The organism is Legionella nautarum (assembly GCF_001467895.1).
In the GTDB taxonomy this organism is placed as follows: domain Bacteria; phylum Pseudomonadota; class Gammaproteobacteria; order Legionellales; family Legionellaceae; genus Tatlockia; species Tatlockia nautarum.
In genome coordinates, this window is sequence record NZ_LNYO01000013.1 from 104,686 (window position 1) to 128,529 (window position 23,844).

Sequence of the window (23,844 nt, forward strand, 5' to 3'; positions counted from 1 at the left end):
TAAGATGGCTATTTGCATTAAAACCACTATTCATTCTTCGGAGGAGCCATAAATTCAGGCCCCACTGGTTCCTTAATTTCTTGATTAAGAATCTCATCAATTTGTTCCATTGCTCTATCATCAAGGGTCCAGCCCAGCACATCCGAAACATTGGTTAACTGTTTTGGCTGTCTAGCTCCCCATAGAGCGATAGTGTGACCCTTATCCAATACCCAGCGGATTGCTAGAGCGAGAACAGTTTTCTGGTAATGCGCTTGAGCAAACTGATCTAAAGCGGCTACTGCCTTAAGGTATTCATCAAATCGAGGTGGTTGGAATTTAGGATCTGATTTTCTTAAATCATCACCGGTAAATTGCGTATCAGAGGTCATTTTGCCACTCAATAATCCACGACATAACGAGCCATAAGCCAAAGTTACCATGCCCGATTTTTCAGCGAAGGGTAGAATTTCTTCTTCTGTTGCTCGTTCAAAAAGATTATAAGGCGGCTGTATGGTGTGAATGGGAGCAAACTTCAGAAACTCTTCCATTTGCTTAATTGAAAAATTACTGACGCCAATTGCGCGAATTATTCCTGCCTCTAATAAAGAATTAAAAGCATTTGCCGTTTCTTCAAAAGAAATGGATTGATCAGGCCAATGAATTTGATAAAGGTCGATATAATCAGTTTGCAAGCGCTTAAGAGAATCTTTAATTTCTTGTTTAATACGGCTAGCTGATGAATTTCTGATTACTTTGCCACTGGTCCAATCTAATCCAACTTTGGTAGCCAGAATAATATTTTCCCGATTGCCCTGCTGTTTGATGGCTTTACCGACAATTTCTTCAGAGGTACCGAAACCATAAACTGGCGCAGTATCAACCATATTAATACCTAATTCAAAAGCTTTATGGATGGTTTTTAGCGCCTCAGATTCTTCTGTTCCGCCCCACATCTTGCCGCCAATGGCCCAAGTTCCCAAGCAGATACGTGAGGCTCTTTTTAAATGAGGGATTTGAATCGTTTCCATACAATATCCTTATCGATGAACAAATAAATGTATTATAAGCTTAGCCTGATAATGGCTTTATAGCCTTTCAAAAATAGTCCGCGTATTAAATCCGAATAAGCGTTCATGCATCCGATGCGCATATTCATCAGTCATATTGGCAATATAATCACAAACTACTCGGAAAGCCGCTTCCTCTTCTTGCGCTTTTAGAAATAAGATGCGATTTTTATTATCCAATAAGCTATTGGGATTAGAGCTAACCGCCTCAAAAAGTCGTAAAACAACCGTTTGGCCGCCATATTCAAAAGTTCGAGCCTCTTGCGAGTCGATAACATATTCATGAATACATTGCATTAAATAATCTAATAAAGCAGTTGCTTCGGGCAATAGGGTAATATTATGTTTTAATAAGGGATTTTCAAAGGCTTCATGAGTCGTTGTAATATGAGTCGCCGTGATAAAATAATTTACCATTTCGCCGATTGCTTGTTTTCTCTGATAGAGTTCAGGGCTAAACAAGAAAGCGAGTAATTGATTTTGATTTTTCCCCAATGGGGTCTCTTTGAGAAGTTCATCAAATTGTTGATTTTCCAGATGGGCACGGTTAATCAAACGAAGGTGAATTGCATCTTCCAAATCATGAACACCATAAGCAATATCATCGGCTATATCCATAATTGAACAATCAAAGCTATAGTAGGCTGATTTTCCATGCTGGTTAGTTTCGGGCATCTGCTCTAGTGATTGGAATAACTGTCTATCCTGTTCAGAAAAAGGCGATAAAAGCCAATCAACCTCAGGTTGTTCGCAATCAAAGTAAGCTTTAGGTGGTAACCAATCATTAATCCGAATGGTTTTATTTAAGGATTCCACGAGTTTAGGGACTTCAGGCGCAACGACTAGCGCGCGATTGACAGGGTATTTAAGAATGCCGAGGAGGGCGCGGCGAGTTAAATCAAGCCCATAAACCCCATAGCTGTTTTCGACTTTGGTTAATAAGCGCAAAGTTTGGCCATTTCCCTCAAAACCACCATGGTTACGCATCATATAATTAAGCGCAACTTCCCCACCATGGCCAAAAGGAGGGTGGCCAATATCGTGCAACAAACAAACGACAGTGATTAAATCTTCGCTTGGCAATAAGCCTGGCAAAATAGAGTGCTGATGATTAATCGCAAGATTACGGACGATACTACAGCCAATAGAACCAACTTCTAATGAGTGAGTTAAACGAGTACGGTGAAAATCGCCTTCATCCGTTCCTAGAATCTGGGTTTTGCGTTGGAGACGACGAAAAGCAGGACAATGAATCACCCGTGTTCGATCGCGTTCGTAGGGATCGCGATGATCTTGATTGCCTCGTTGATGAGATTGCCCTGAGCGCCTATGAGTCCACATTTTTTGTCATCACCACATTCGGTCGTCGCATTAAAAATCCAATACTGTATGCGATAACCGAAATTGAAACAACCTACAGCAAAAAAATTCAAGCAAATCGAGTGAAACTGGAATCATTTATGCTTTATAAGCAAATAAAGAGGTAGCAGAATTTTGCTTTATCTCATCCCCAAAAGAATAAGAATAACGGGAGTGCTATGATGAATAAAGTACAATTTTTAACAATCTGTCTTTGTACAAGCGGCCTGACAGCTTGCCTGAGTGACCAGCAAAACTATTATACAATGTACAGTACTAATCAACCCTATAAGTATCAAAGTACTCAATTTTATCCGCAAACTTACGATGGAACGGCAAATTATGGTGAGTTTACACCAGGATATCGCGAAGCTTCTGTGCCAGATTCTTATTATACTGGTTCATACCATTCTCCCGCTTCACATAAAGATCTGGACCGTAATTGGGTAAATAATCAGAATCCTAATGGCTATACTATTCAATTAGGCGAAAGTGAAAAAGCATCTCAAGTGGCAGGAAAGCTTTATAAAGCACCCAAAAAAGCTCGAATGGCAGAAGTCAAATGTAACCGCGATGGTAAAAATTATTATAAAGGCGTTTACGGTAGTTATAATAACTATCAAGAAGCGCAGCAAGCACTTGACAATTTACCTCCTGAACTTCGCAAAAGTGCGGGGATTAAGAATTGGAGTAGTATCCAAGCAAACACGAGTAGTAATTAGCTCAGTTAGGGATAAGAGCAGGCTAAGCTGACAAAACCGTTCATCCTGAGGAGGGTTTTAGCCCGTCTCGAAAGATAAACAGGGTGATGCGCCCTTCGAGAGGCCGCTTTTGCGGCTCCTCAGGACGAACTGATCGAGCTAAGGACTGGATTGCTAATCTTTCTTATACGAAACTGCCGTTAACTTATTTGGCAGTGATCACTACCATGAGTTTTACTATCCCGGGTGTGTCAGTCCGTTCAGCAGAAAATTGCTTGAAACTAATGGCATAGTCATTGCTCAACGCCCATAACCAGCTTAAAAATAGATTATAGGGTACTCGATCGTAGGATAACTGAATATCACCGGAGCCGGTTTGCTGAAGTTGATAAACAAATTTTTGTAAGGAATTAGAGCTCAATTGATTACCAATTAATGCAAGAAGCTTGGTATTATTAATCGCTTGAGCTGTTTTTTGCGATCTAGGCTGCTGACGAACTTGTTGCATCCAAATTAACGTTTCTTGTTTTTCTCTTAATTCTTTCGAGCGGGTACTTACTGCAGTTGTGAGTGGCGAATAGACTAAAAGGTAGAATAAATAAATCAACATGCAGATGGAACCAATAATTGCCATCCAGCGCTCACGCTCGTTTAAATTATGCCAATAATTCGCTATCACAGATTAAGCTCCAAGGTACTGACTACCTGTTGATTGAGGGTTGAGGCTTGAGTTTGTTTAACCTTGACCTTATCTTTTTCTAGGGCTGCCTGAAAACCTGCTAAGCTTTCAAAATTTTTCGTTGCTAAAGTGACTAAAAGTGTTTGATTTTGAAACCGTATTTGCTCGATAGTAATTGGATTTTCTTTAACTGTTTTTGTTAATTTATCAAGTAAAGTCCAAAAGCTAAAATCAGAGTTGTTTTGATTGGATTTTAACAGTTGACTAATGCGAAATTTGGGGCTGATGACTTGATGGGATTGGGGGAAAAATTCTCTATAAATCACTGCTATTTTCTCATTCACCGCAGCCATGTCTTTGTTAAGAAAATAAATTTGCGTAGCATTGACCACTAGCACCGATAATAGCCACAGCAGGCACATACCACAGGCGGCCTGATATAAGCGTTTGGTTTTGCTTTGGCTGCCGCCATGCTGCAATTCACCCTGGCAGAGATTGAATGGTTTGTTGGTTAATAAGCGCTGAGCTAGCCAACTATAGGAGGATTCTTGTTGCTCGATGAGCTGTGCTTCAGTCGGTTTGAGCAGTGATTTATCACTATCCGAAAAACAATAAATTGTTTGTTCATGGGTCCATTTATCCAGGTAAAATGAGATAAGATCCGGACTTAAAGCACCTTGAAAACTATCATTATTGATTAATAAAAACGAGTCCATCACGGCGATTTCTTGGGGTTTAAGAGCAAACCAATCGAGGGTTAAATGATCAAAATTGATGTGGTGCTCATCAAAAAAACTTATCAGCTCTTGTAGATAATTTTTATCTCCTACGACGACTAAATATTTTCCCTCTTGATAATAATTACGGTCAAAAGCAAATTGCAGCGTATCAACATTTTGCGCTAAGCGCTCTTCCAAAGCAAAAGGAATGGCCGCTCTTGCTTTGCGATCGGCGAGCCAGGGAAGTTCAATTTGATGTAAGCTAAACTGATGGCTTGGTGCAACGATATAGGTTTGGGCGTTGACTTGTAGCGCTTTAATTTCGGCAAAGTCACGTTGCGTGAGGGGCGCATCAACCTGACCTTTTGCATCCAACCTTAAACTCAAACAATTATTTTCGTTAAGGTGTTGAGTAAAAAGAAAACAAGTGGCCACATTGATGTCCTTAATAAATGAGCATTATACGTAGGCGTATTTTCTCCCAACGGTAGTCATTGCCCACTGGCTTTTCAGTTGTTGAGAGAAAAGATAAACGGCCATAGCATATTGAGGACTGGCGTTGTAGCGGGTGATGACATAAAAGTTGGGATAAGCCAACCAAAACTCTTGGCCTGTTTGCGTCGTTAATTCGATTAAACCTACTTTAGTGGGTGTATTCGCCGCTGCGGTAAGCGGTTTAATTCCGGCTTCCTCCAATTGTTGAACACGATAAACAGCTGTTTTATAGGTTGTATTAATCTTTTTATAGTTTAAGCCCTCAACTTGAGCAGGTTGCGCTATGCCTTGATTCCATTTCCAGCCGTGTTTATGGAAATAATTAGCGACGCTGGCGATGACTGCATTATCATCGTTCATTAAATCGATTTTTGTATTAGGAGAAAAAGCAGCGGCATAGTTACGATAGCTGGAAGGCATGAATTGCGGTTTGCCCATCGCTCCAGCATAAGAGCCTAGATATTGAGTGGGTGGAACCTGATGTTCACGGCAAAGCAATAAATACTCACCTAATTCTTTGGTGAAAAAGGGGGAGCGTTTAGGGTAATTAAAGGCTAGAGTCGATAAGGCATCCAAGACACGATAAGTCCCTTGATGCTTACCATAAAGCGTTTCAACGCCGATAATCGCCACAATAATGTTTGCAGGAACACCGTATTGTTTTTCGGCTTTGTCTAAAGCAGCTTGATTGGTACGCCAAAATTCCATACCTGCCTGTACTCTTTCAGGCGTTAAAAATAATTGTTTGTAGACATCCCAGCTCTTTTTCTCAAAGGGTTTATCCATTGATTCGATGATTTGGGGTTGGAGCTGAACATCGCTCATTACTGCGATGAGTTCTTTTCTGTCAAATTTGTGGTCTTTGACCATGTGATTTATAAAATTTTGTACATCTTGACGTTGGGTGAAGGCCAGGTCCGCTTGGGCTATACAACTACCGAGTAGCAATATAAGGCTGAAACAGATCGTGATTAATCGTTGCATTGGTCATCCTTATTTGAATTCAAAAAAGGCCGATTGTATTAAGAAAATCAAGTAACAGCAATTTTTTTACATCACAGCATTTTTTGTTGGAGCATAACTCAATAAGTAAATCATCTCTATTTTCTATTTGCAATGTCATTCGTGCGAAAGAGGGGGGCAGATGCAGATTGGGTCGCGTCCCAATAAATTGAAGTAGCTTGGACATCATAATTCAGCTAGAATAACGCAATTTATTAGTAGGTTTTTCAGTTGAGTGATCTAAATCGAATCCGTAATTTTTCTATTATTGCCCATATTGACCATGGTAAATCAACACTAGCCGATCGATTTATTCAGCTATGCGGCGGACTAACTGATAGGGAAATGTCAGAACAGGTACTCGATTCGATGGATATCGAACGAGAAAGAGGCATCACCATTAAAGCGCAAAGTGTTTCTTTGAATTATAAATCGCGAGATGGCAAGACCTATTTACTCAATTTCATTGATACCCCAGGCCATGTTGATTTTAGCTACGAAGTATCTCGCTCACTTGCTGCTTGTGAGGGCGCGATTTTAGTTGTGGATGCCGCCCAAGGGGTCGAAGCACAGACTGTTGCGGTGTGTTATACCGCGATAGATCAAGCTCTAGAAATATTGCCTGTACTTAATAAAATCGACCTACCTCAAGCCGAACCAGAGCGTGTGATTGCCGAAATTGAGGATATCATTGGCCTTGAAGCCCATGATGCTATTCGTGCGAGTGCAAAAAGTGGCATGGGTGTTGAGGATGTTCTCGAAGGAATTGTTGCTAAAATTCCTCCACCCCAAGGTGATATTGATGCACCACTACAAGCTCTAATAATTGATTCTTGGTTTGACAGTTACCTCGGTGTTGTTTCGCTTGTTCGTATTGCTAATGGCAGTATGCGTAAGGGGGATAAGATGCGTGTGATGTCGACTGGCCGTACCTATGAAATTGATCAGGTCGGTATTTTTACTCCCAAGCGCACTAAACTCGAAGTCTTACAGGCTGGAGAGGTCGGGTATGTTGTAGCAGGTATTAAAGATATTCAAGGTGCTCCTGTCGGTGATACTTTAACGCTTGAAAAGAATCAGGCTGAGACTCCTTTACCTGGATTTAAGCGGGTTAAGCCACAAGTTTATGCAGGTCTTTTCCCAATCAGTGCCGATGATTTTGAAGCCTTTCGTGAAGCTTTAGCCAAATTAAGCCTTAATGATGCTTCATTGTTTTATGAGCCAGAATCCTCTGAGGCGCTTGGTTTTGGTTTTCGCTGTGGCTTTTTGGGTATGCTGCATATGGAAATCATCCAAGAGAGGCTCGAGCGGGAATATAATTTGGATTTGATCTCAACTGCCCCAACAGTCGTTTATCAAGTGGTCACGACTAAAGATGAGACCTTGATGATTGATAATCCTTCGCAATTGCCTCCGCCACAGCAAATAAAGCAAATGTTTGAACCGATTGTGCGGGCTAATATTTTAGTACCACAAGATTATTTGGGACAAATTATTACCCTCTGTGTTGAACGCCGTGGAGTGCAGATCAATATGATGTATAGCGGCCGCCAAGTGTCGGTTACCTATGATCTGCCTATGAGTGAAGTCGTATCCGACTTTTTTGATAAATTAAAATCAGTAAGCCGTGGTTACGCCTCGCTTGATTATAATTTTATACGTTTTGAAGAAGCGGCAATGGTGAAGATGGATGTGCTCATTAATAACGACCGAGTTGATGCTTTGGCAGTTATTGTGCATAAAGATGCTGCTTATAATCGTGGTAAAGCCTTAGCGGAAAAAATGCGCGAGCTTATTCCACGCCAAATGTTTGATGTTGCAATTCAAGCTGCTTTGGGTAATCACATTATTGCCCGTCAAACAGTGAAAGCGCTGCGTAAAAACGTCACGGCAAAATGTTACGGTGGAGATATCACACGTAAACGGAAGCTGTTGGAAAAACAAAAAGCGGGTAAAAAGCGTATGAAGCAACTTGGCCATGTAGAAATTCCGCAAGAAGCTTTTATGGCTGTGTTCCAAACGGATAGAAAGAAATAAAATCTCTTTAAAATAGCAATAGGAAACAATAAGCATGAACTTCGCTCTGTTGTTAGTTGTACTGTCTGCGATATCTGGAATTATTTATTTATTTGATGTTCTTTTTTGGGCTAAAAAGCGTGCACCTGAACAAAAGCCCGGGAAGATTATTGAATATTCACGTTCCTTTTTTCCTGTTTTTTTCCTTGTATTGATTTTGCGTTCTTTTTTACTAGAGCCGTTTCGCATTCCTTCTGGTTCTTTGGAGCCGACCTTACTCGTGGGGGATTTTCTTGCAGTCAATAAATTTGCCTATGGATTTAGGCTGCCAGTTTGGGAAAAGAAAATAATTCCGGTTTCTAATCCTAAAACGGGAGAGATAGCGGTTTTTCGTTGGCCACCGGATCCCAGTTACGACTACATCAAACGCGTCATTGGCGTTCCTGGCGATAAAATTAGTTACCACAATAAAGTCTTAACCATTAATGGAAAGGAGATGAAGCAAACGTTCATTGAGTACACAACCGATGAAAGTTCAGGAAAAGCAGTCGCTAAATATCAAGAGGATTTAAACGGTATCATTCATGATATTTATATTCGACCTGAGGTTGCGGCTGAAGATTTTGATATAGAAGTCCCGGAAGGACAGTATTTTATGATGGGTGACAATCGTGATGACAGTTCTGATAGCCGGTTTTGGGGCTTTACTGCTGATAAATATTTGCGCGGCAAGGCATTTATCGTCTGGATGAGCTGGGATGGAAACACAGACCGCGTGAGATGGTCAAGAATAGGGCGCTTTATTAACTAGTATATCATTTAATCTATTGGTGAATGATAGCCCACCCGCAACAGTATCCTGCGCATTGTATATCATCCCGCGCCTAGCGAAGGATCTCCATGATTTGGTATGGCTACGATTTGGACTCGGGATATTCTATGAGGCTCTTATGTAGGAGCTATTATATTATTGAGTAGGATTATTTTAAGAGGTAAATGTTGGTTCGCATCGATTTAGAACGTCTCAGTAGACGATTAGGTTATGAATTTAAAAAAAGTACCCATTTAAAACAAGCATTAACCCATTGTAGCGCTGGCAGCGAAAATAATGAGCGATATGAGTTTTTGGGTGATTCTATTTTAAGTTTCGTCATTGCCAACGCGCTATTTACCCTGTTCCCAGAGAAAAGTGAGGGGCAGCTAAGTCGGTTACGCGCCTTTTTAGTCAAAGGCGAAACGCTTGCTGAAATAGCAGCGGAAATCGAATTAGGAGATTACTTATTTCTTGGTCAAGGGGAACTAAAAAGCGGGGGGTTCCGTCGTGCATCTATCCTTGCAGATGCTTTGGAAGCAGTGATAGCTGCCGTTTTTCTTGATGGCGGTTTTGCTGAAAGCCAACAATTGATTCTTAAGCTCTATCATTCGCGTTTAGAAGATGAAAATCTAAATAACAACCTAAAAGACTCCAAAACGCAGTTACAAGAATATTTACAGGCCAAGAAAAAACCTCTACCTGTATATAGCTTAGCTAAAATCGAAGGCGAGGAGCATGATCAAGTCTTCCATGTGATTTGCAAAGTGAGCGGAATTAAAACACCGGCCGTTGGCTATGGTCCTAATCGGCGAAAAGCGGAGCAACATGCGGCAGAGCAGTTGTTGCAGCAATTAGTCAAGAAAAGCCAAGACAAATAAAGAATGTAGGCTTTTCGATTATTTTTTGCGACAGAACCAAAGGTTCATCCCTAACTACATTCCATGATGAACCTGTGATTAGGCTTACAAAGAGTGTGCATTTGTAATAGAAGGCTTGATTGCATTTATTATCGAGATTGGGTATTGGAAAAAGCGAAATAGGCCCTGTTTTACTACAGAATTATCCTCTTTTTCTCTTGATACTGCTTGCCCACTGCTAGTTTCCTCTTTTTCCATCTCTGGAGGAGCTTCTTGTTTTTTATCCTTAGCTTGTAATAGTAAAGAGGTTATCTCTTCATACTGAAGGTATTGAGCAAGTTGTATTGGCGTGACTTCTAAAATTTGACCTGAAGGTCGAATTTCATAAGTAGCTACTAGATCCAGGCGAGCGCCCGATTTAAGTAGTGCTTGCACCTGCGCGGTGTTTTTACTTAATACAGCGTGATGCAACAGCGTACAATTTTCTGTGTTAACGATATATTCAGGGTGAAAATGACTAGGGCTAATCTCATTCGCTATCGTTAGTATATCTTCAGAAGATGCCCCATAAATCTTGTCAGATACAGAAAATATATCAAATAGCGTAGAGCACTTATCCAAAACAAGAGCAGCGATCCCCTTTTCCTTGTTAACATAATAAATTTTACCCTTGTTACTTTTTGTATCCGATACGAAGGCTTCATTGGTGGTGAATGGAAGTGCCAATAATGTTTCTTCTGTAGGATCTTTCAAATAACACAAACTAGCCTCTTGTAATGCTATTGCACTTGGAGAAAATGTCCTTTGTTCATCGATATCACCATACTTTAGATGCTCTTCAAACAGCTCAATCTCCCTGTTAAGCCAATAGAATAAACCTAGATCATTTTTCATATGATAAGATTTATAACTGAGTTTCTGTACACCCATTTCACTATTAAAATAAGGTACCTCAGCCACTTTGAATACAGATACGCTGCCAAATCCTGGTTCTCTTATCCAATCATCAACAATATTTATCATATCCGCATTTCGTCGCCCGGGTGAGTACATCATATAAAAATCATTTGCTTCTTGAAAACCTGATTTAGCCGTAGTTACAACGGGTTCTCCTAATAAAGAAATTGGCTTATTTTTTTCAGGAAAAACATTAGTATCAAAAAAATAACCCCCTTCACTAGCTAACAAAAATAAGGAGAAAATGTCTTTGAATGCGACTCTGGTTTCAACAGTTCCTAAATATTCAGCCATAAAGCCTTGCACAGACTTAGCACGATCCGCTAAATCACCATCACTTTCTTTTTCTAATAAACCTTCGATTGTGCAAATCTCTATATCGACCCCTTCTGATTCAAATGTCGTTCGATAAAAGTTAGCATGGGTTTCCAAACACCAAAATTTTATCGGGTTAGTTTCTTCGCCATTCTCTTCTTGTATTTTTAATGCTCGAGCCATGTTAATGGGGCCTGCAATATCATGACCTGCAATGGTAGTAGGATCGGTTTTAGTAGGTTGGCCTACCCATAAATAGTGAATAACTGGCTTCATAAATATCCCTGGTATTATTAACAGGCCAATTATATCTGAGGAAAATTAACAAAATATTAATCTAAATGCTGAATTAGCGGTCAATTACCTGGGCTGGTATATAGGTAACTATAGCCGATGAGTGCTGCGACGATTGGATGGGTTGCAAAAGGGTGGATAATCTCTGATGATTTTAAGCTCATTGACATATTCATCTTCAACATTCGATATAGCGCTATGAGCGTTGCCAGGCAGAGAATGGAAGATTGAAAAATTATTAACTAAGCTCCTCCAAAGCATTCACCGTTTCCAACCACTCTTCTTCGGCTTGCAGCAATTCCTGTTGCAAGGTTTTCTGCTGTTGCAACAAGGTTTGCAATTTCTGCTGTTGTCCTTCTTCATAGAGTGTTAAATCAGCTAAAGTATCCTCGAACTGTGAAAGGCGTTGATGGAGCTGATCGACTGCCTGTTCTAATTTTTTTATGCGGTTTTGAAGCGTTTTTTTCTCGCGGTAGGGGTTATTAGTAATTGACGCTTGCTGAGTTTCTTTGCCTGCTTCCCGATTTTGTAGCCATTGATAATAATCATCTAAATCGCCTTTAAATGCTTGGACGTGTTGTTGGTAAACCAGATAAAAATCATCCACCGTTGTGCGTAATAGATGTCGGTCATGCGAAATTAATATTAAAGCCCCTTCATAGCTTTGCAAAGCAATTTCTATGGCTGCACGCATGCCAAGATCAAGATGGTTGGTTGGCTCATCCAATAATAATAGGTTAGGTTTTAACCAGACAAGTTTCGCTAATGCCAATCTTGCTTTTTCGCCGCCGGAAAAATGATGAATGGGCTTTAATGCCATATCACCAAGAAAATTAAATCCACCTAAATAGTCGCGAATCGTTTGCTCTCTCGCTTCAGGCGATAAACGTTGAATTGTTTCAACGGGGCTTAATTGATAATCCAATTCTTCCAATTGATGCTGGGCATAATAGCCCACGAGCAAATTAGGTGAGCGATGAATCGAGCCAGAAAGCGGAGAAAGCGCACCAGTTAGTGTTTTAATGAGAGTTGATTTCCCTTCACCATTAGGGCCAAGCAGGGCAATCCTATCACCAGGATTGAGCGCTAAATTTATTTTTTTAAGTATTGCAGGTTTATCCTCATAGCCTGCTGAAACCTGGTTGCAGTGTATAAGCGGATTACCAGCGCGCTGGCAGGGATAAAAGTTAAAAGAAAAGGGGGAGTCGACTTGGGCTTGGGCAACAATGTCCATTTTAGCAATCGCAGAAAGACGACTCTGAGCTTGTTTCGCTTTGGTTGCTTTGGCACGAAAGCGGTTCACATAAGCCATAAGATGAGATATTTTTTGCTGCTGCTTTTCATACATCTTTTGTTGTAATGCAAGTTGTTCGGCTCGAGTTTGTTCAAAACGGCTGTAATTACCGCTATACAAATTCATCATCTGATGTTCAATATGGAGAATATGAGTCACAAACGCATCTAGAAATTCACGATCATGGGAAATAAGAATGATGCTGCTTGGGCTTTGCTTAAGCCATTTTTCCAGCCAAAAAATGGCCTCCATATCTAAATGGTTTGTTGGCTCATCGAGTAATAAGAGATCAGCGGGTTTCATCAGGCAGCGCGCAAGACTGAGCCGCATCCGCCAGCCCCCAGAAAAGCTGTTGACAGCGCGGTTTTGGTCATCTGCTTTGAAGCCTAATCCTGCCATGATCGCCGCCGCTTTTGCAGGTTTGCTATAGCCGGCTGTTTGAGTTAGAAGCTCATGACAAGCAATAACTTCTGCATCTTTACCGTCTTTTTCAGCTTGAAGCAAAGATTGTTGTAACTTGAGGTATTCTTCGTCTCCAGCAAGAACAAAATCCAGTGCTGAATCTTGGCTATCGGGCAATTGTTGAGAGAGATGGCTAATTCGTAAATGAGAATTGATTAAATATTCTCCAGTATCCGCAGTAAGCTGACCTAGAATGAGACTAAACAAACTCGACTTACCGCAACCATTATGGCCTATCAAACCGATTTTTTGTTTTTCATGGAGTGTAACACTAGCTTTATCGAGCAGAACTTTATTGCCGCGAGAAAGGGTGATTTGGTTTAGAGATATCATGGTACGTAAACATAAAATTTTAAGCGGATAAGTTTAGCATAGTTCACTGATGGGGTCATTGGTCTGGAGGCCAGCATTAATAAGCATTTGAGATTTTTCTTCACCCTCTCTTCAATGCCATTGAGTTAAAGCCCCCCAACTCCTCGCAGGACTTAGGGATGAGGGGGGGAGGTAGGAAACAAACTGAGCCAACAGACTCACTTCCACATCACATTACACTGCTCCTTACTCGCTGCCTTAAGCATATTAATTAAAGGTAAGGCTCTATTCGCCAAGCTCACAGGTTCATCTTGGTCATCCTCATCCTCTCTTTGTTGTTTTACTGGCGTTTGCGATTGTTCTTGTGAAACCCCCTTCTCTAGGCGCGAGAGGGCCCCAGGAATCTCCTTTGCAACTAGGGCTCCAGGTACAGCGCCACTATGGCCCATGATTGATAAAAGGCGTTTTGCTACATCACCAAACATGGTGATATTTTCATACGCGTCGCAGGAGAAAGTAACTAGCATGATTATTTTCCTTATTTCGAGAACCAAAGACATCCAATAAATTAACCTAACTCCTTAAAGGTTAGGGTAAAATCCAATGAAAGCAAAATGGTTTTGTCTAAGCGTATTAAAATGGGTATATAATATGCCATTTAGTTTTCAGGTTGAAAAATGAATAAACAAGATTTTTATTTTGATTTACCCGAGAAGTTGATTGCTCAATATCCTTTGCCCAATCGCAGCGATTCACGTCTATTTGTTTTTAATCGCCAAACAGGGCAGTACAATCATCATCAATTTAAAGAAATAAGTGAGTTTTTTCAACCTGGCGACCTTTTGGTCATGAACAATTCCAAAGTAATTCCTGCACGTTTGTACGGTCAAAAACAGAGTGGAGGAAAGGTTGAGTTATTAGTCGAACGCTTAAATGGCGATGATTCTTTTTTAGCTCATATTAAAGCTAGCAAGGCTCCTAAAGCGGGTTCTTTGATTCTTTTAGCCAAAGACTGGCAAATAGAAGTATTGCAAAAGTTGGATGATTTATACCATTGCAAGGTGTTGGGTGATGTCGATTTAATGCTGAATGAAATTGGTCATATCCCTTTGCCTTTGTATATTACCCGGCCGGATGAGTCCTTGGATACGGATCGTTATCAAACAGTCTATGCGAGGCATAAAGGCTCGGTAGCAGCGCCCACTGCAGGGCTTCATTTTGACGAAGCGTTGATAAAGCAATTAAAAGAAAAGGGTGTCAATATCGCCTACTCTACCTTGCATGTTGGCGCGGGTACTTTTCGACCCGTACGAAGCGATTCGATCCATGAGCATAAAATGCATAGCGAACAGTTCATTGTCAGTGAGGAACTCTGCCAAGCGGTCAATAGTACTCGTGCAGCCGGTAAACGGGTTATCGCAGTGGGTACCACCTCAATGCGCAGTTTGGAAAGTGCAGCAGAAAATGGCCTACTGAAACCTTGTAATCGCGATACTAATATTTTCATTTATCCTGGTTATCAATTTCAGATCTGTGATGGCTTAATCACTAATTTTCATTTACCTGAATCGACCTTACTCATGCTAGTTTCTGCCTTTATTGGTCACGCCCAGGCAATGGCTCTTTATCAGGAGGCAATTGCATTAGGATATCGGTTTTTCAGCTATGGTGATGCGAGCTTGTTGCTTTAGCCCATGAGAGGAGTTGCAAAATGAGCCCAAAAAAGAAAAATAACTTCATACCCGTACTCAGCTCTGAAGCCGGGGCTTGTTTAACTTTGGCGAATTGGCAAGAAATCGGCGTTGAAGGAGTTGCTTATTATCTTGATGAATTATTAATGAAACCCGGTTTCGCATTGCTAAATACCATAGACGATTTGCGCAGTTATTGCGGATGGCCAGGGACTATTATTGTGAATGCGACTAGGTTAAAAGCGAATAGCAATGGTCTATATTCGGTTCGCTCGCGCTTTGATGGCAGTACTATAAGTATTACCGAGGATGAACTCTTTACTTTACTACTAAAATTACAGCCCGAGACCGTTATTCTTCCTCAAAGGGTTACAGCGACTTATAGAAATGAGCTCTCAGCAAAAATTCCTAACATTTTTAGCCCAGTCAATGAAACGACAGGTTGCTATCTTGTTTATGACAAGCAAATACCGTGGTCTGATTTTATTCAGCAATTGAGAAACAGGGTTAAGAAACCAAGCTATCTTGCGGGCGAGTTTGATTGCTTGCAATTAGACGAGTTAATCAATGAGGGGATTGAGTTAATCGAATCAGATAAACCAGCGAGTGATGCGTTTGCTGGCCAAGTCTACACTGCACAGGGCACTATCGCTTTACTTGACAGCGGGATGACAAAGCAACATCAGGTTATTGATGCAGAATGTACTTGTCCTACTTGTGAGCAGAAATTAACTCGAGCCTATTTCCATCATCTATTAATGCAAACTCCCTTGCTGTGCCAGCGTTTTTTAATTCAACATAATGCACATTATTATCAACATCGGATGCAATCTTTAGTGTAAAACCTTGTGAAATTGCGTAGTCTTCATTTACGTGAGGTTGAAATCTCGCTATGATGTCACGCACTTAATTAGCCCTTTACTTTCGGCAAGAATCAAAGGGTAGATTTGTCTCGGCATAATGGGTGCCTTGGAATGGCATATTGATTAACAGCGGATTTGAGGAGATTTGGTATGAGTTTTTTTATAAGCGATGCGATAGCTGCAGGTACTGCAACTCCAGCTGCACAGCCTGATGGAACTTTTTCGCTGATAATGATCGCAGCTATCTTTATCGTTTTTTATTTTATGTTAATTAGACCGCAAAATAAACGTGCTAAAGAACACCGTGCAATGGTTAGCAACCTAAAAAAAGGAGATGAGGTTGTAACCTCGGGTGGCATACTCGCTAAAGTAGTGAGCATCGATGAGCAATACATCAAAGTTGCCCTTGCTGAAGGCGTTGAAGTGAGTATACAACGAGGCGCAGTGAGCGCGGTTTTACCTAAAGGTACAATTAAATCCCTCTAAGTTTTGATACTGGGACAAGCAAATGCAGAATAAATATCCACTTTGGAAAAATCTAATGCTGATCGCTATTGTAGTGGTCGGCTTAATTTATGCAATACCTAATTTATACAGTGAAGATCCCGCTGTGCAAATTTCATCGCAAACGCCTGTTGACATGGAGCAATTGAAGCAGCAAGTAGAAACACTCTTGGATAATGCAAAGATTTCTCATTTTCCAATCACGACTTCAGGTGATCACCTTGAAATACGCTTTAGTTCTCCTGATACTCAATTAGTGGCACGCGATATCATTAAAAACGGGTTAGATTCCCAATACACTGTTGCACTCAATCTTGCACCTGCTACACCAAAATGGCTAAGTAACATTGGTGCAGAGCCAATGAAACAAGGTTTAGACCTTCGTGGAGGAGTGGACTTTCTTTTAGAAGTGGATGTTGATAGCGTTATCAGTCGTCGTTTTGAAGGTTTGATGAAAGGAGTCAGCCAGGATTTACGAGAAGCGGGAATTCGTTATTCTGGGATTCGCTATGTTACGGATAAAGGAATCGATATCAGTTTTCGCAGTCCTGATCTAATGAATAAGGCGGTTGATGAGATTAAAGGAAAATTCCCTAATCTGACACTGACCAAATCTGAAATTACTAATACCGTTTCACTGTCATTATCACCTGCTGAGTTAAACTCTATTCGTCAAAGCACTATTGAACAAACAATGAGTATTTTGCGTAATCGAGTGAATGAATTGGGCGTAGGAGAAGCTGTTGTCCAGCAGCAGGGAGCGACTCGAGTTGAAGTGAATTTACCAGGTATTCAAGATGCAGCGCGAGCGAAGCAAATTCTTGGTGGTACGGCTACGCTGCAATTTTATTTAGTTGATCAAGAGAATGATGCGCAGATTGCCAAGCAAACTGGAGCGGTGCCTGTTAATGACAAGTTGTATTCAATGGATGGACGTCCAATTCTCTTGAAGCGACAGGTTGTTTTGAGTGGTGATTCAATCACCAGTGCAGTTTCTAGCTTTGATCAACAATCAGCTACACCTGCAGTACAAGTACAATTGGGCGGGGGCGGAGAAAGTTTATTCACCAAAATCACTCGAGAAAATATTGGTAAGCGAATGGCAATCGTTTATGTGGAAACTAAAGCAAGCACGCAAACAGTAAATGGGGTAGAACAAAGAGTAACTCATCGTGAAGAGCGGGTTATTTCTGCGCCTGTCATTCAAACCGCTTTAGGCAATAATTTCCAAATCACTGGTTTGACCGACAGCAAAGAAGCAAGCAATTTGGCTTTATTATTAAGAGCTGGGGCCTTACCTGCAGTGATTTATCCGGTAGAAGAAAGAACAGTAGGTCCTTCTTTAGGTAAAGAAAACATTCATCGAGGATTGGTATCCCTAGAAGTTGGAATGGGCTTAATCCTTTTACTGATGTTGGTTTATTATCGCTTCTTTGGCTTAGTAGCCAACATTGCCCTGTTTTTAAACTTAATTTTGCTTAGTGCATTAATGTCAATTATCGGGGCAACGTTGACTTTACCTGGTATTGCCGGTTTCGTACTTACCGTAGGTATGGCAGTGGATGCGAACGTACTCATTTATGAGCGGATTCGCGAAGAACTACGACATGGCCTTTCACCGCAAGCGGCAGTTGCGGCGGGTTACGATCGCGCCTTTGCAACGATTATGGATGCGAATGTGACAACACTGATTGTCGGTATTATCCTCTTTGCAATAGGTACTGGGCCTGTGCGTGGTTTTGCGGTAATTCTCTGTTTAGGATTAATTACCTCAATGTTAACCAGCATTACCTATACCCGAGCTATCGTAAATTGGTACTACGGTGGCCGTAATGTGAAAAAATTATCAATTGGTATTTAAAAACGAGGCTCAGATGGAATTTTTTAATCCAAATTCAAACATAGATTTCATGGGCGCCCGCAAATGGACCGCCTTGTTCTCTGCGCTTATTTTTGTGCTCTCCATTGGTGCTTTGTTAATAAATGGATTGAATTGGGGATTAGACTTCACCGGGGGAACCCAGGTTGAAGTGAGTTTTCCTCAAGCTGCGGACCTTCCTATGATCCGCGATAACCTTTATAAGGTTGGTTTCAAAGAAGCACAAGTTATTAGCTACGGAACCTCCAAAGATGTATTGATTAGTATCGCACCACGGGCAGATCTTGATCAAACCGTACTTGTTAACAAAGTCATGGAGCAACTACCTGGCGCAGTGAAGCAACGTGTCGATTTCGTCGGCCCGCAGGTTGGACAAGAACTGGCTACCAAAGGGGCTTTAGCAATTATTGTCTCCTTACTAGCAACCATGATTTATATTGCCATGCGCTTTGAATACCGCCTGGCAGTAAGCTCAGCAGTGGCCTTAGTGCATGATCCGGTTTTGATTCTCGGTATTTTTGCTTTCTTTGGTATTGAGTTTGATTTGAAAGCACTTGCAGGTTTATTAGCAGTTATTGGTTATTCCTTAAACGACACCATTGTTGTTTTTGATCGGGTTCGTGAGAATTTTATTAAGATTCGACGTGTAAATCCTTTAGAAATTATGAACATTTCTATTAACCAAACCTTGTCGCGAACCATCATGACATCCCTTTTAACCTTGTTTGTGGTTGTCGCATTATTTGTTTACGGTGGTGAAACGATTCGTGGCTTTGCTCTAGCGCTTATCATTGGTATTGTCATTGGAACCTATTCTTCTATTTATGTGGCCGGTGCGCTTGCAGTGGTAATGGGCCTTGATAGAAAAGATTTTCTACCCACACAACGAAAAGAAATTGATGAGAGACCTTAGTCCATATTGGATTGAACCCGCTATCAAAATGGTGTTGGGCATTTTGTCTACTTAATGCGGCTTGTCCGCGAGTACAAATGCTCTTTTTTAATCATCGAATCGTTGGCTCCCGCGAGCAAGTCGGCTTGTCCGCGGTATCCAGGACGATCTTTTTTCTACCGATATCTCTAGATCCCGCGGACAAGTCGCTGGACGTAGGGGGGCAGTTCAATCATGCAACAACGCCGAACAAGTCATGGGACGTAGAGATGTAGTTAATGGCAGGATCCAATCTTTTAAAACTTATCCTCACTCCATTAACGCATCAATTTTAGCTGCGCAAATAAAATCATTCTGGCTCAAACCCTTTAACGCATGCGTCATAAAGCGCACGTGACAATAGTTGTAACCCACTTCAAGATCTGGATGGTGATTTTCGGTATTTGCTATCCACGCCAAGGCATTCACAAAAGCCATTGTTTCGTAAAAATTAGCAAAAGCAAAAGAACGTTTAATTTCTTTGAACCCTGCTTGGACTTCCCAACTTTTATCGAGTTGTGGCATCAGATTATGAATCTGTTCCGCATTTAGGGCTTGGCCAATGCCTTCACAAGACTCGCAGTGTTTTTGCCGTAAATCAGTTTTCACAATCACTCCTTATTTAATTCAGTTAGATAATTGGTAAGTTTATCGAGTAAGCAGGCATTTTGTTGAGCATTGCCAATACTTATTCGTAATTGATTCTCCAAACCATATTGGGTTAAGGGTCGTAGAATAATCCCCTGTTTAAGTAGATATTGATAAATTGGCCTAGAATCGGCTTGATAATCGATAGTAATAAAATTGCAGCTTGATGGGAGAGAATTGATTTTTAAAGCTTCGAATCCACGCAATAGCTGCTGCATTCCTTCTTTATTAAGTTTTAAACTTTGCAAAATGAAATCATCATCGTCAAGTGCAGCATTTGCGGCAACGAGAGAGGCAGTATTGACGACAAAAGGGGGTTGAACACGCTGAATTAACTCAGTGATATGTGAGTTTGCAATAGCATAGCCCAAACGTAAACCAGCAAGTCCATAGATCTTAGAAAAAGTCCGTGTAATGACTAGATTGGGATATTGTGCAAGAAGATTTATACTGCTTTTATCCCCCAGTTTGTAGGCATATTCATAATAGGCTTCATCTAGCACTAGAATGGTTGAATCGGGAATATGACTAATCAAGCGCTTGATTTCCTCATGAGGAATAAATAACCCAGTGGGATTATTTGGATTAGCCAGAAAAATAAGTGCCGTTTGCTCATTACAGGCTTCAATAATCGCAGAAATATTGACTTGCCAATCTGGATCAAGAGGGACCGTTGAGATTGGGATGCCAAGTGCTTGTGCTTGCAGGCGATAGGAAATAAATGCGTATTCATGAGTTAATACCTGCTTTCCGGTGTGTAAAGCAAAAGTAGTGAGTAAAATAAGAAACAATAAATCAGTTCCATTACCCAAAGTGAGCATATCTTTGCCCACCCCTAATTTTTGGCTCAACTTGTCCACAATGCAATGATTGGCGGGCGACGGATAATTAGCTATCTGTGCCCCTGAAAGTTCGGCTAATGCTTTTTTTGCTAAGGGACTACAACCCAGCGGATTTTCATTACTAGCAAGTTTTATAATATTGGTTACCCCTAATTCACGAGCTATTTCTTCGATAGCTCTTCCAGGAATGTAGGGATGTAATGAGCGAATACCGGGATGAGGAAGTAGGTAATAATCGCATGACAATGGCCTTCTCCTGATAGATTCGCAATAAAATAGCATTTAGGGTATTACATATCTTACCCAACAGCTAGATAAAAAGAAACGGTTAGCGAATTCTGGTTTGTAGGGTTTGGGCGTCGCATGGTTGAATGCTGATATAAGGAGGTATTGAGCTTAAGGATTGCATTTCTCACTCTCTGCTCTTAAGCTATGCGTTGCAGCAGCCTCAGGAATGGAATATGACAAGTCAAAAAGGGTTTTCTCTACTCGAAGTATTGGTCGCGCTATTGTTAATCACTAGTTCTTCCATCGTACTTTTACAGCAGCAATGGCAACTTTCTCAATTTCTCAATCAATTGATAATGAACTCGCAGGCTCAAGTGCAGTCTGATAATCATTACGAAAAACGCTCACCATCTTATTAAATTTTCAACGGGAATAAACAAGATGCAAAAGCAGAAAGGTGTTGGTTTAGTTGAACTAATGATAAGCGGTTTGTTAGCAAGCCTTCTTATCGCTGTACTCGCACAGCAATATCTCAGCTCCAAACGACAATATTCACATCTGCAGACTCTCTTAGAACAAGATTTAGAATTGCAAATGATCAATGATTTGCTGCGCAATAGCGTGAGAAGGGCAGGGTTTACCCCTTGTGCAGGGCTTAGTTCACTAAAAACTTTCGATCAACGCAATGGAAGAACAGGGCTGGCTGCAATTGAAAGTAAAGCTAGCAAACCGAATAGTTTAGAGCTCAATCGGATGAGTGAGTATTTTACCCAAGCTAAGTTAATCGGCCAAAACCAGTTATTACTGCATTCAGATTTACAATTTGAAGCGCAACAAGCGTTGTTAATCGCCGATTGTTATCATGCTGAGGTACAGCGAGTTTTATCGGTGAAAAAAACAAACAAGGGGACAATTCTTACACTTTTTCACAATCGAGTCTTTGAATATGTTGAGCCGGTTTATCTTGGCGAGTGGATTGAAGAGGATTTTTCCATCCAAAAAAATCAACAGGGGGTTTCAGCCTTATTTTATCATCAGAAAAAAAATGAGGAGTTAAGCACGCAAATAAAAAGCATGTCAGTCGAGCTAAAAACTTATCAAGCCAAAACCTTTGTGGAGGTGAGCTGGAAGTTAGAAAAATCGAAAACAGTGACGCTTAAAACAGAGGTTCGTGCAGGATGAGGAAGCGGCAAGACGGGATAGTCCTGATAACCACCATTTTATTCATTGCGGTTTTGTCTTTATTAGTCTTGTCGCAAATGCAATTGGTTTTTTTAGATTATAAAGCGCTTAATCAATTGACTGAACAACACGATTCTTTTTTACAACTCGAGACAGTAGCAAAGAAACTGATGTCGACAGATTGGTCGAAATCAGGTCACTGCGGCCTAGCATCTCATGATCCCAATGAAGTGCTGCAGCTATTAAAAAATAAACGAGGTTGCGTTTTAATTCATAAAAAACATCCTTTTTACTATTTTATTGAGAACTTAGGCGTATTCCCTTGCCTGCAAACGAAAGTGAATGAAATTGTTTACAGCACCCAACATCAACGAATTAGCATTCTATCAATTAGAGATTCGACGGTTTTGCAGTTAAGAATAGCAAATCAGGCAAAATTAGAACACTGCAGTCATGATCAAATGAGGTGGAGTAAGCTCGGTTTGCTTAGTTGGCGTTATCTAACGCTATGGAGTATAGCTTGATTCATCAGGTTCAAGACTATCTGCACAGTAAGAAAGAACAGTTTGAGAACTAAGTCCCTTAGGGGGGCGAGAGGAGATTTCTTTAGAAAAAAACGGCAATTTATTTGCCGTGGGTTCTTTCCTCTTTTCTTGAGAAGGGGTAGAAGGCAGGAATTCTACAGGAGACGAAGGCTTTAATAGAGGTTCCTGCTCACTAGCTTGAATTTGAGACAATGAAATATCATCATCAAGCACCCAGGCAGAGTCTTCTCTTGAATAAACCACTTCCAGTTCGTGCAACTGTTCTTGAAGACGCTCTCTTAGAAAAGACTCTTTATGTTTAAGCCATAAATATTTAGTCATATAGATGAGTCCAATTGCAGCAATTGCACCCATAGAAACAACCAATCCGCCCCCTGGAAAAAAGCACCAAAATGCCATAATAGCAACAATGGCTAAAGCAGCGAGTAAATTGATTTGTAAGGATGACATCCGGTTTTGGTAACCAAAAACACGCCGAGCATAAGCCCGATGCACACTTAAGTGATCATTTTCATTCAAGGGAGGACTGAAGAATTTATATTGAAGATACTCTTGGGCTAAACAAAACAGTTCTTTAAGGACATCTATTCCAGAGCCAAGAACAAAAATTCCAGCAATGACTGGAGTCATCAAGACTCCCGCATTTAAAAGAAGGATGGAAGCAGTCAGCTTGGCTGCGGTGGTTAATACGAGGAAAAAATTATCCCGGAATCGATTGGCAACGGTCGCTTTTTGATTATGGTAGTTCGAGTAAAAATTAAAAATCCCCATAGTAAAAGTACCAATTAACCCTAAGATTGGAGCCCCGTAGATCCAAGCACTAAAAGCATTAATGAATTCCCATACTACCTGTATCGTCGATGTGGCTATTAAAGTAGTTATTAGAGTTGCAAGCAGGCCACTGCCAGCGAAGAATAGAGTGAGTTTTCCGAACTGAGTTTTTTTATCAATGAGATCAATAATATAATCGGTTTGTGAGTAGCCTTTTTTAGCTAGTTTTAAAAGAAATTCATAGATGGTTAGATTTTCTTTTTTAAATTCTTTTTTCCATTCTTGCGGAGAAATATTTAAGCTTTTTACTATTGATTTAATCGTTGCCTTTATTTCAGGGGTTGCGGAAATGGTTGTTTCGTGAAAATCTTTTTTTAGCGCTTCTAAATCCTCATCATAATATTTCATATGATTTTTCAGAGTATTCGTGCTGCC

At 40.7% G+C, this 23,844-nt stretch carries 23 protein-coding genes; 12 read left to right on the forward strand and 11 right to left on the reverse strand.

Going from position 1 to position 23,844, the window contains the following annotated elements:
- Window positions 1–26: 26 nt before the first annotated feature.
- On the reverse strand, window positions 27–1,010 hold the full coding sequence (locus Lnau_RS03835; RefSeq protein WP_058503829.1) for an aldo/keto reductase: 984 nt from the start codon (window positions 1,008–1,010) through the stop codon (window positions 27–29).
- 57 nt (window positions 1,011–1,067) lie between these two features.
- Complete coding sequence (locus Lnau_RS03840; protein WP_058503830.1) at window positions 1,068–2,390, reverse strand: anti-phage deoxyguanosine triphosphatase; 1,323 nt, start codon at window positions 2,388–2,390, stop codon at window positions 1,068–1,070.
- 197 nt (window positions 2,391–2,587) lie between these two features.
- Here Lnau_RS03840 and Lnau_RS03845 point away from each other — a divergent pair, with 197 nt between their 5' ends.
- Window positions 2,588–3,130 (forward strand): SPOR domain-containing protein, encoded by a 543-nt coding sequence (locus Lnau_RS03845; protein ID WP_058503831.1) that lies wholly within the window; start codon window positions 2,588–2,590, stop codon window positions 3,128–3,130.
- Window positions 3,131–3,314: 184 nt separating this feature from the next.
- On the opposite strand, the gene gspM is transcribed toward Lnau_RS03845, so the two are convergent.
- The 3 genes from gspM to mltB are packed head-to-tail and all read right to left on the reverse strand — an operon-like array spanning window position 3,315 to window position 5,986.
- Complete coding sequence (gene gspM, locus Lnau_RS03850; protein ID WP_238585915.1) at window positions 3,315–3,788, reverse strand: type II secretion system protein GspM; 474 nt, start codon at window positions 3,786–3,788, stop codon at window positions 3,315–3,317.
- On the reverse strand, window positions 3,785–4,942 hold the full coding sequence (gene gspL / locus Lnau_RS03855) for a type II secretion system protein GspL (protein ID WP_058503832.1): 1,158 nt from the start codon (window positions 4,940–4,942) through the stop codon (window positions 3,785–3,787). The genes gspM and gspL overlap by 4 nt, the downstream gene beginning before the upstream one ends.
- 24 nt (window positions 4,943–4,966) lie before the next feature.
- Window positions 4,967–5,986 (reverse strand): lytic murein transglycosylase B, encoded by a 1,020-nt coding sequence (gene mltB, locus Lnau_RS03860; RefSeq protein ID WP_058503833.1) that lies wholly within the window; start codon window positions 5,984–5,986, stop codon window positions 4,967–4,969.
- 249 nt (window positions 5,987–6,235) lie between these two features.
- Here mltB and lepA point away from each other — a divergent pair, with 249 nt between their 5' ends.
- From lepA to rnc, 3 genes are all read left to right on the forward strand, one after another.
- On the forward strand, window positions 6,236–8,041 hold the full coding sequence (gene lepA / locus Lnau_RS03870; protein ID WP_058503835.1) for a translation elongation factor 4: 1,806 nt from the start codon (window positions 6,236–6,238) through the stop codon (window positions 8,039–8,041).
- Between the two features lie 34 nt (window positions 8,042–8,075).
- Window positions 8,076–8,831, forward strand: a complete 756-nt coding sequence (lepB, locus tag Lnau_RS03875) for a signal peptidase I (protein ID WP_058503836.1) — start codon at window positions 8,076–8,078, stop codon at window positions 8,829–8,831.
- A 185-nt stretch (window positions 8,832–9,016) separates the two neighbouring features.
- On the forward strand, window positions 9,017–9,712 hold the full coding sequence (rnc, locus tag Lnau_RS03880) for a ribonuclease III (RefSeq protein ID WP_058503837.1): 696 nt from the start codon (window positions 9,017–9,019) through the stop codon (window positions 9,710–9,712).
- 84 nt (window positions 9,713–9,796) lie between these two features.
- Here rnc and Lnau_RS03885 read toward each other — a convergent pair whose 3' ends face one another.
- The 3 genes from Lnau_RS03885 to Lnau_RS03895 form a co-directional block, all read right to left on the reverse strand.
- On the reverse strand, window positions 9,797–11,239 hold the full coding sequence (locus Lnau_RS03885) for an ankyrin repeat domain-containing protein (RefSeq protein WP_058503838.1): 1,443 nt from the start codon (window positions 11,237–11,239) through the stop codon (window positions 9,797–9,799).
- A 256-nt stretch (window positions 11,240–11,495) separates the two neighbouring features.
- Window positions 11,496–13,346, reverse strand: coding sequence for an ABC-F family ATP-binding cassette domain-containing protein (locus tag Lnau_RS03890; RefSeq protein WP_058503839.1), 1,851 nt, complete (start codon window positions 13,344–13,346; stop codon window positions 11,496–11,498).
- A gap of 197 nt (window positions 13,347–13,543) precedes the next feature.
- A complete protein-coding gene (locus Lnau_RS03895; protein WP_058504809.1) occupies window positions 13,544–13,852 on the reverse strand; it encodes a DUF1840 domain-containing protein in 309 nt (102 codons plus the stop codon).
- A 150-nt stretch (window positions 13,853–14,002) separates the two neighbouring features.
- Between Lnau_RS03895 and queA the strand changes: the two genes are divergently transcribed.
- The 5 genes from queA to secF all read left to right on the forward strand — a co-directional run bounded on the left by queA (window position 14,003) and on the right by secF (window position 19,175).
- Window positions 14,003–15,016, forward strand: a complete 1,014-nt coding sequence (queA, locus tag Lnau_RS03900) for a tRNA preQ1(34) S-adenosylmethionine ribosyltransferase-isomerase QueA (RefSeq protein ID WP_058503840.1) — start codon at window positions 14,003–14,005, stop codon at window positions 15,014–15,016.
- A 20-nt stretch (window positions 15,017–15,036) separates the two neighbouring features.
- Window positions 15,037–15,858, forward strand: coding sequence for a tRNA-guanine transglycosylase (locus Lnau_RS03905; RefSeq protein WP_058503841.1), 822 nt, complete (start codon window positions 15,037–15,039; stop codon window positions 15,856–15,858).
- A gap of 171 nt (window positions 15,859–16,029) precedes the next feature.
- The gene (gene yajC / locus Lnau_RS03910) at window positions 16,030–16,365 is read left to right on the forward strand and encodes a preprotein translocase subunit YajC (protein WP_058503842.1); all 336 of its coding nucleotides are present in this window, start codon (window positions 16,030–16,032) and stop codon (window positions 16,363–16,365) included.
- A gap of 22 nt (window positions 16,366–16,387) precedes the next feature.
- Window positions 16,388–18,244: a protein translocase subunit SecD gene (secD, locus tag Lnau_RS03915; protein ID WP_058503843.1), complete on the forward strand. Its 1,857-nt coding sequence runs from the start codon at window positions 16,388–16,390 to the stop codon at window positions 18,242–18,244.
- A gap of 13 nt (window positions 18,245–18,257) precedes the next feature.
- Window positions 18,258–19,175 carry a protein translocase subunit SecF gene (secF, locus tag Lnau_RS03920; protein WP_058503844.1) on the forward strand — a complete coding sequence of 306 codons (918 nt, stop codon included), beginning with the start codon at window positions 18,258–18,260 and terminating at the stop codon, window positions 19,173–19,175.
- 288 nt (window positions 19,176–19,463) lie between these two features.
- Here the strand turns inward: secF and Lnau_RS03925 are convergent, their stop codons facing one another.
- Entirely contained in the window at window positions 19,464–19,802 is a 339-nt protein-coding gene (locus tag Lnau_RS03925) for a 4a-hydroxytetrahydrobiopterin dehydratase (RefSeq protein WP_058503845.1), read from the reverse strand.
- Between the two features lie 2 nt (window positions 19,803–19,804).
- Window positions 19,805–20,929, reverse strand: coding sequence for a histidinol-phosphate transaminase (hisC, locus tag Lnau_RS03930; RefSeq protein WP_058503846.1), 1,125 nt, complete (start codon window positions 20,927–20,929; stop codon window positions 19,805–19,807).
- Between the two features lie 215 nt (window positions 20,930–21,144).
- Between hisC and Lnau_RS03935 the strand changes: the two genes are divergently transcribed.
- From Lnau_RS03935 to Lnau_RS03945, 3 genes are read left to right on the forward strand one after another with little or no spacing between them, the layout of a single operon-like run.
- Window positions 21,145–21,330 carry a prepilin-type N-terminal cleavage/methylation domain-containing protein gene (locus Lnau_RS03935; protein ID WP_058503847.1) on the forward strand — a complete coding sequence of 62 codons (186 nt, stop codon included), beginning with the start codon at window positions 21,145–21,147 and terminating at the stop codon, window positions 21,328–21,330.
- Window positions 21,331–21,352: 22 nt separating this feature from the next.
- Complete coding sequence (locus Lnau_RS03940; RefSeq protein WP_058503848.1) at window positions 21,353–22,093, forward strand: PilW family protein; 741 nt, start codon at window positions 21,353–21,355, stop codon at window positions 22,091–22,093.
- Window positions 22,090–22,617, forward strand: a complete 528-nt coding sequence (locus Lnau_RS03945; RefSeq protein ID WP_058503849.1) for a hypothetical protein — start codon at window positions 22,090–22,092, stop codon at window positions 22,615–22,617. Before Lnau_RS03940 ends, Lnau_RS03945 begins: the two co-directional genes overlap by 4 nt.
- Here Lnau_RS03945 and Lnau_RS03950 read toward each other — a convergent pair.
- A complete protein-coding gene (locus Lnau_RS03950) occupies window positions 22,600–23,817 on the reverse strand; it encodes a hypothetical protein (RefSeq protein WP_058503850.1) in 1,218 nt (405 codons plus the stop codon). The two genes, Lnau_RS03945 and Lnau_RS03950, sit on opposite strands and share 18 nt — an antisense overlap.
- Window positions 23,818–23,844: the final 27 nt, after the last annotated feature.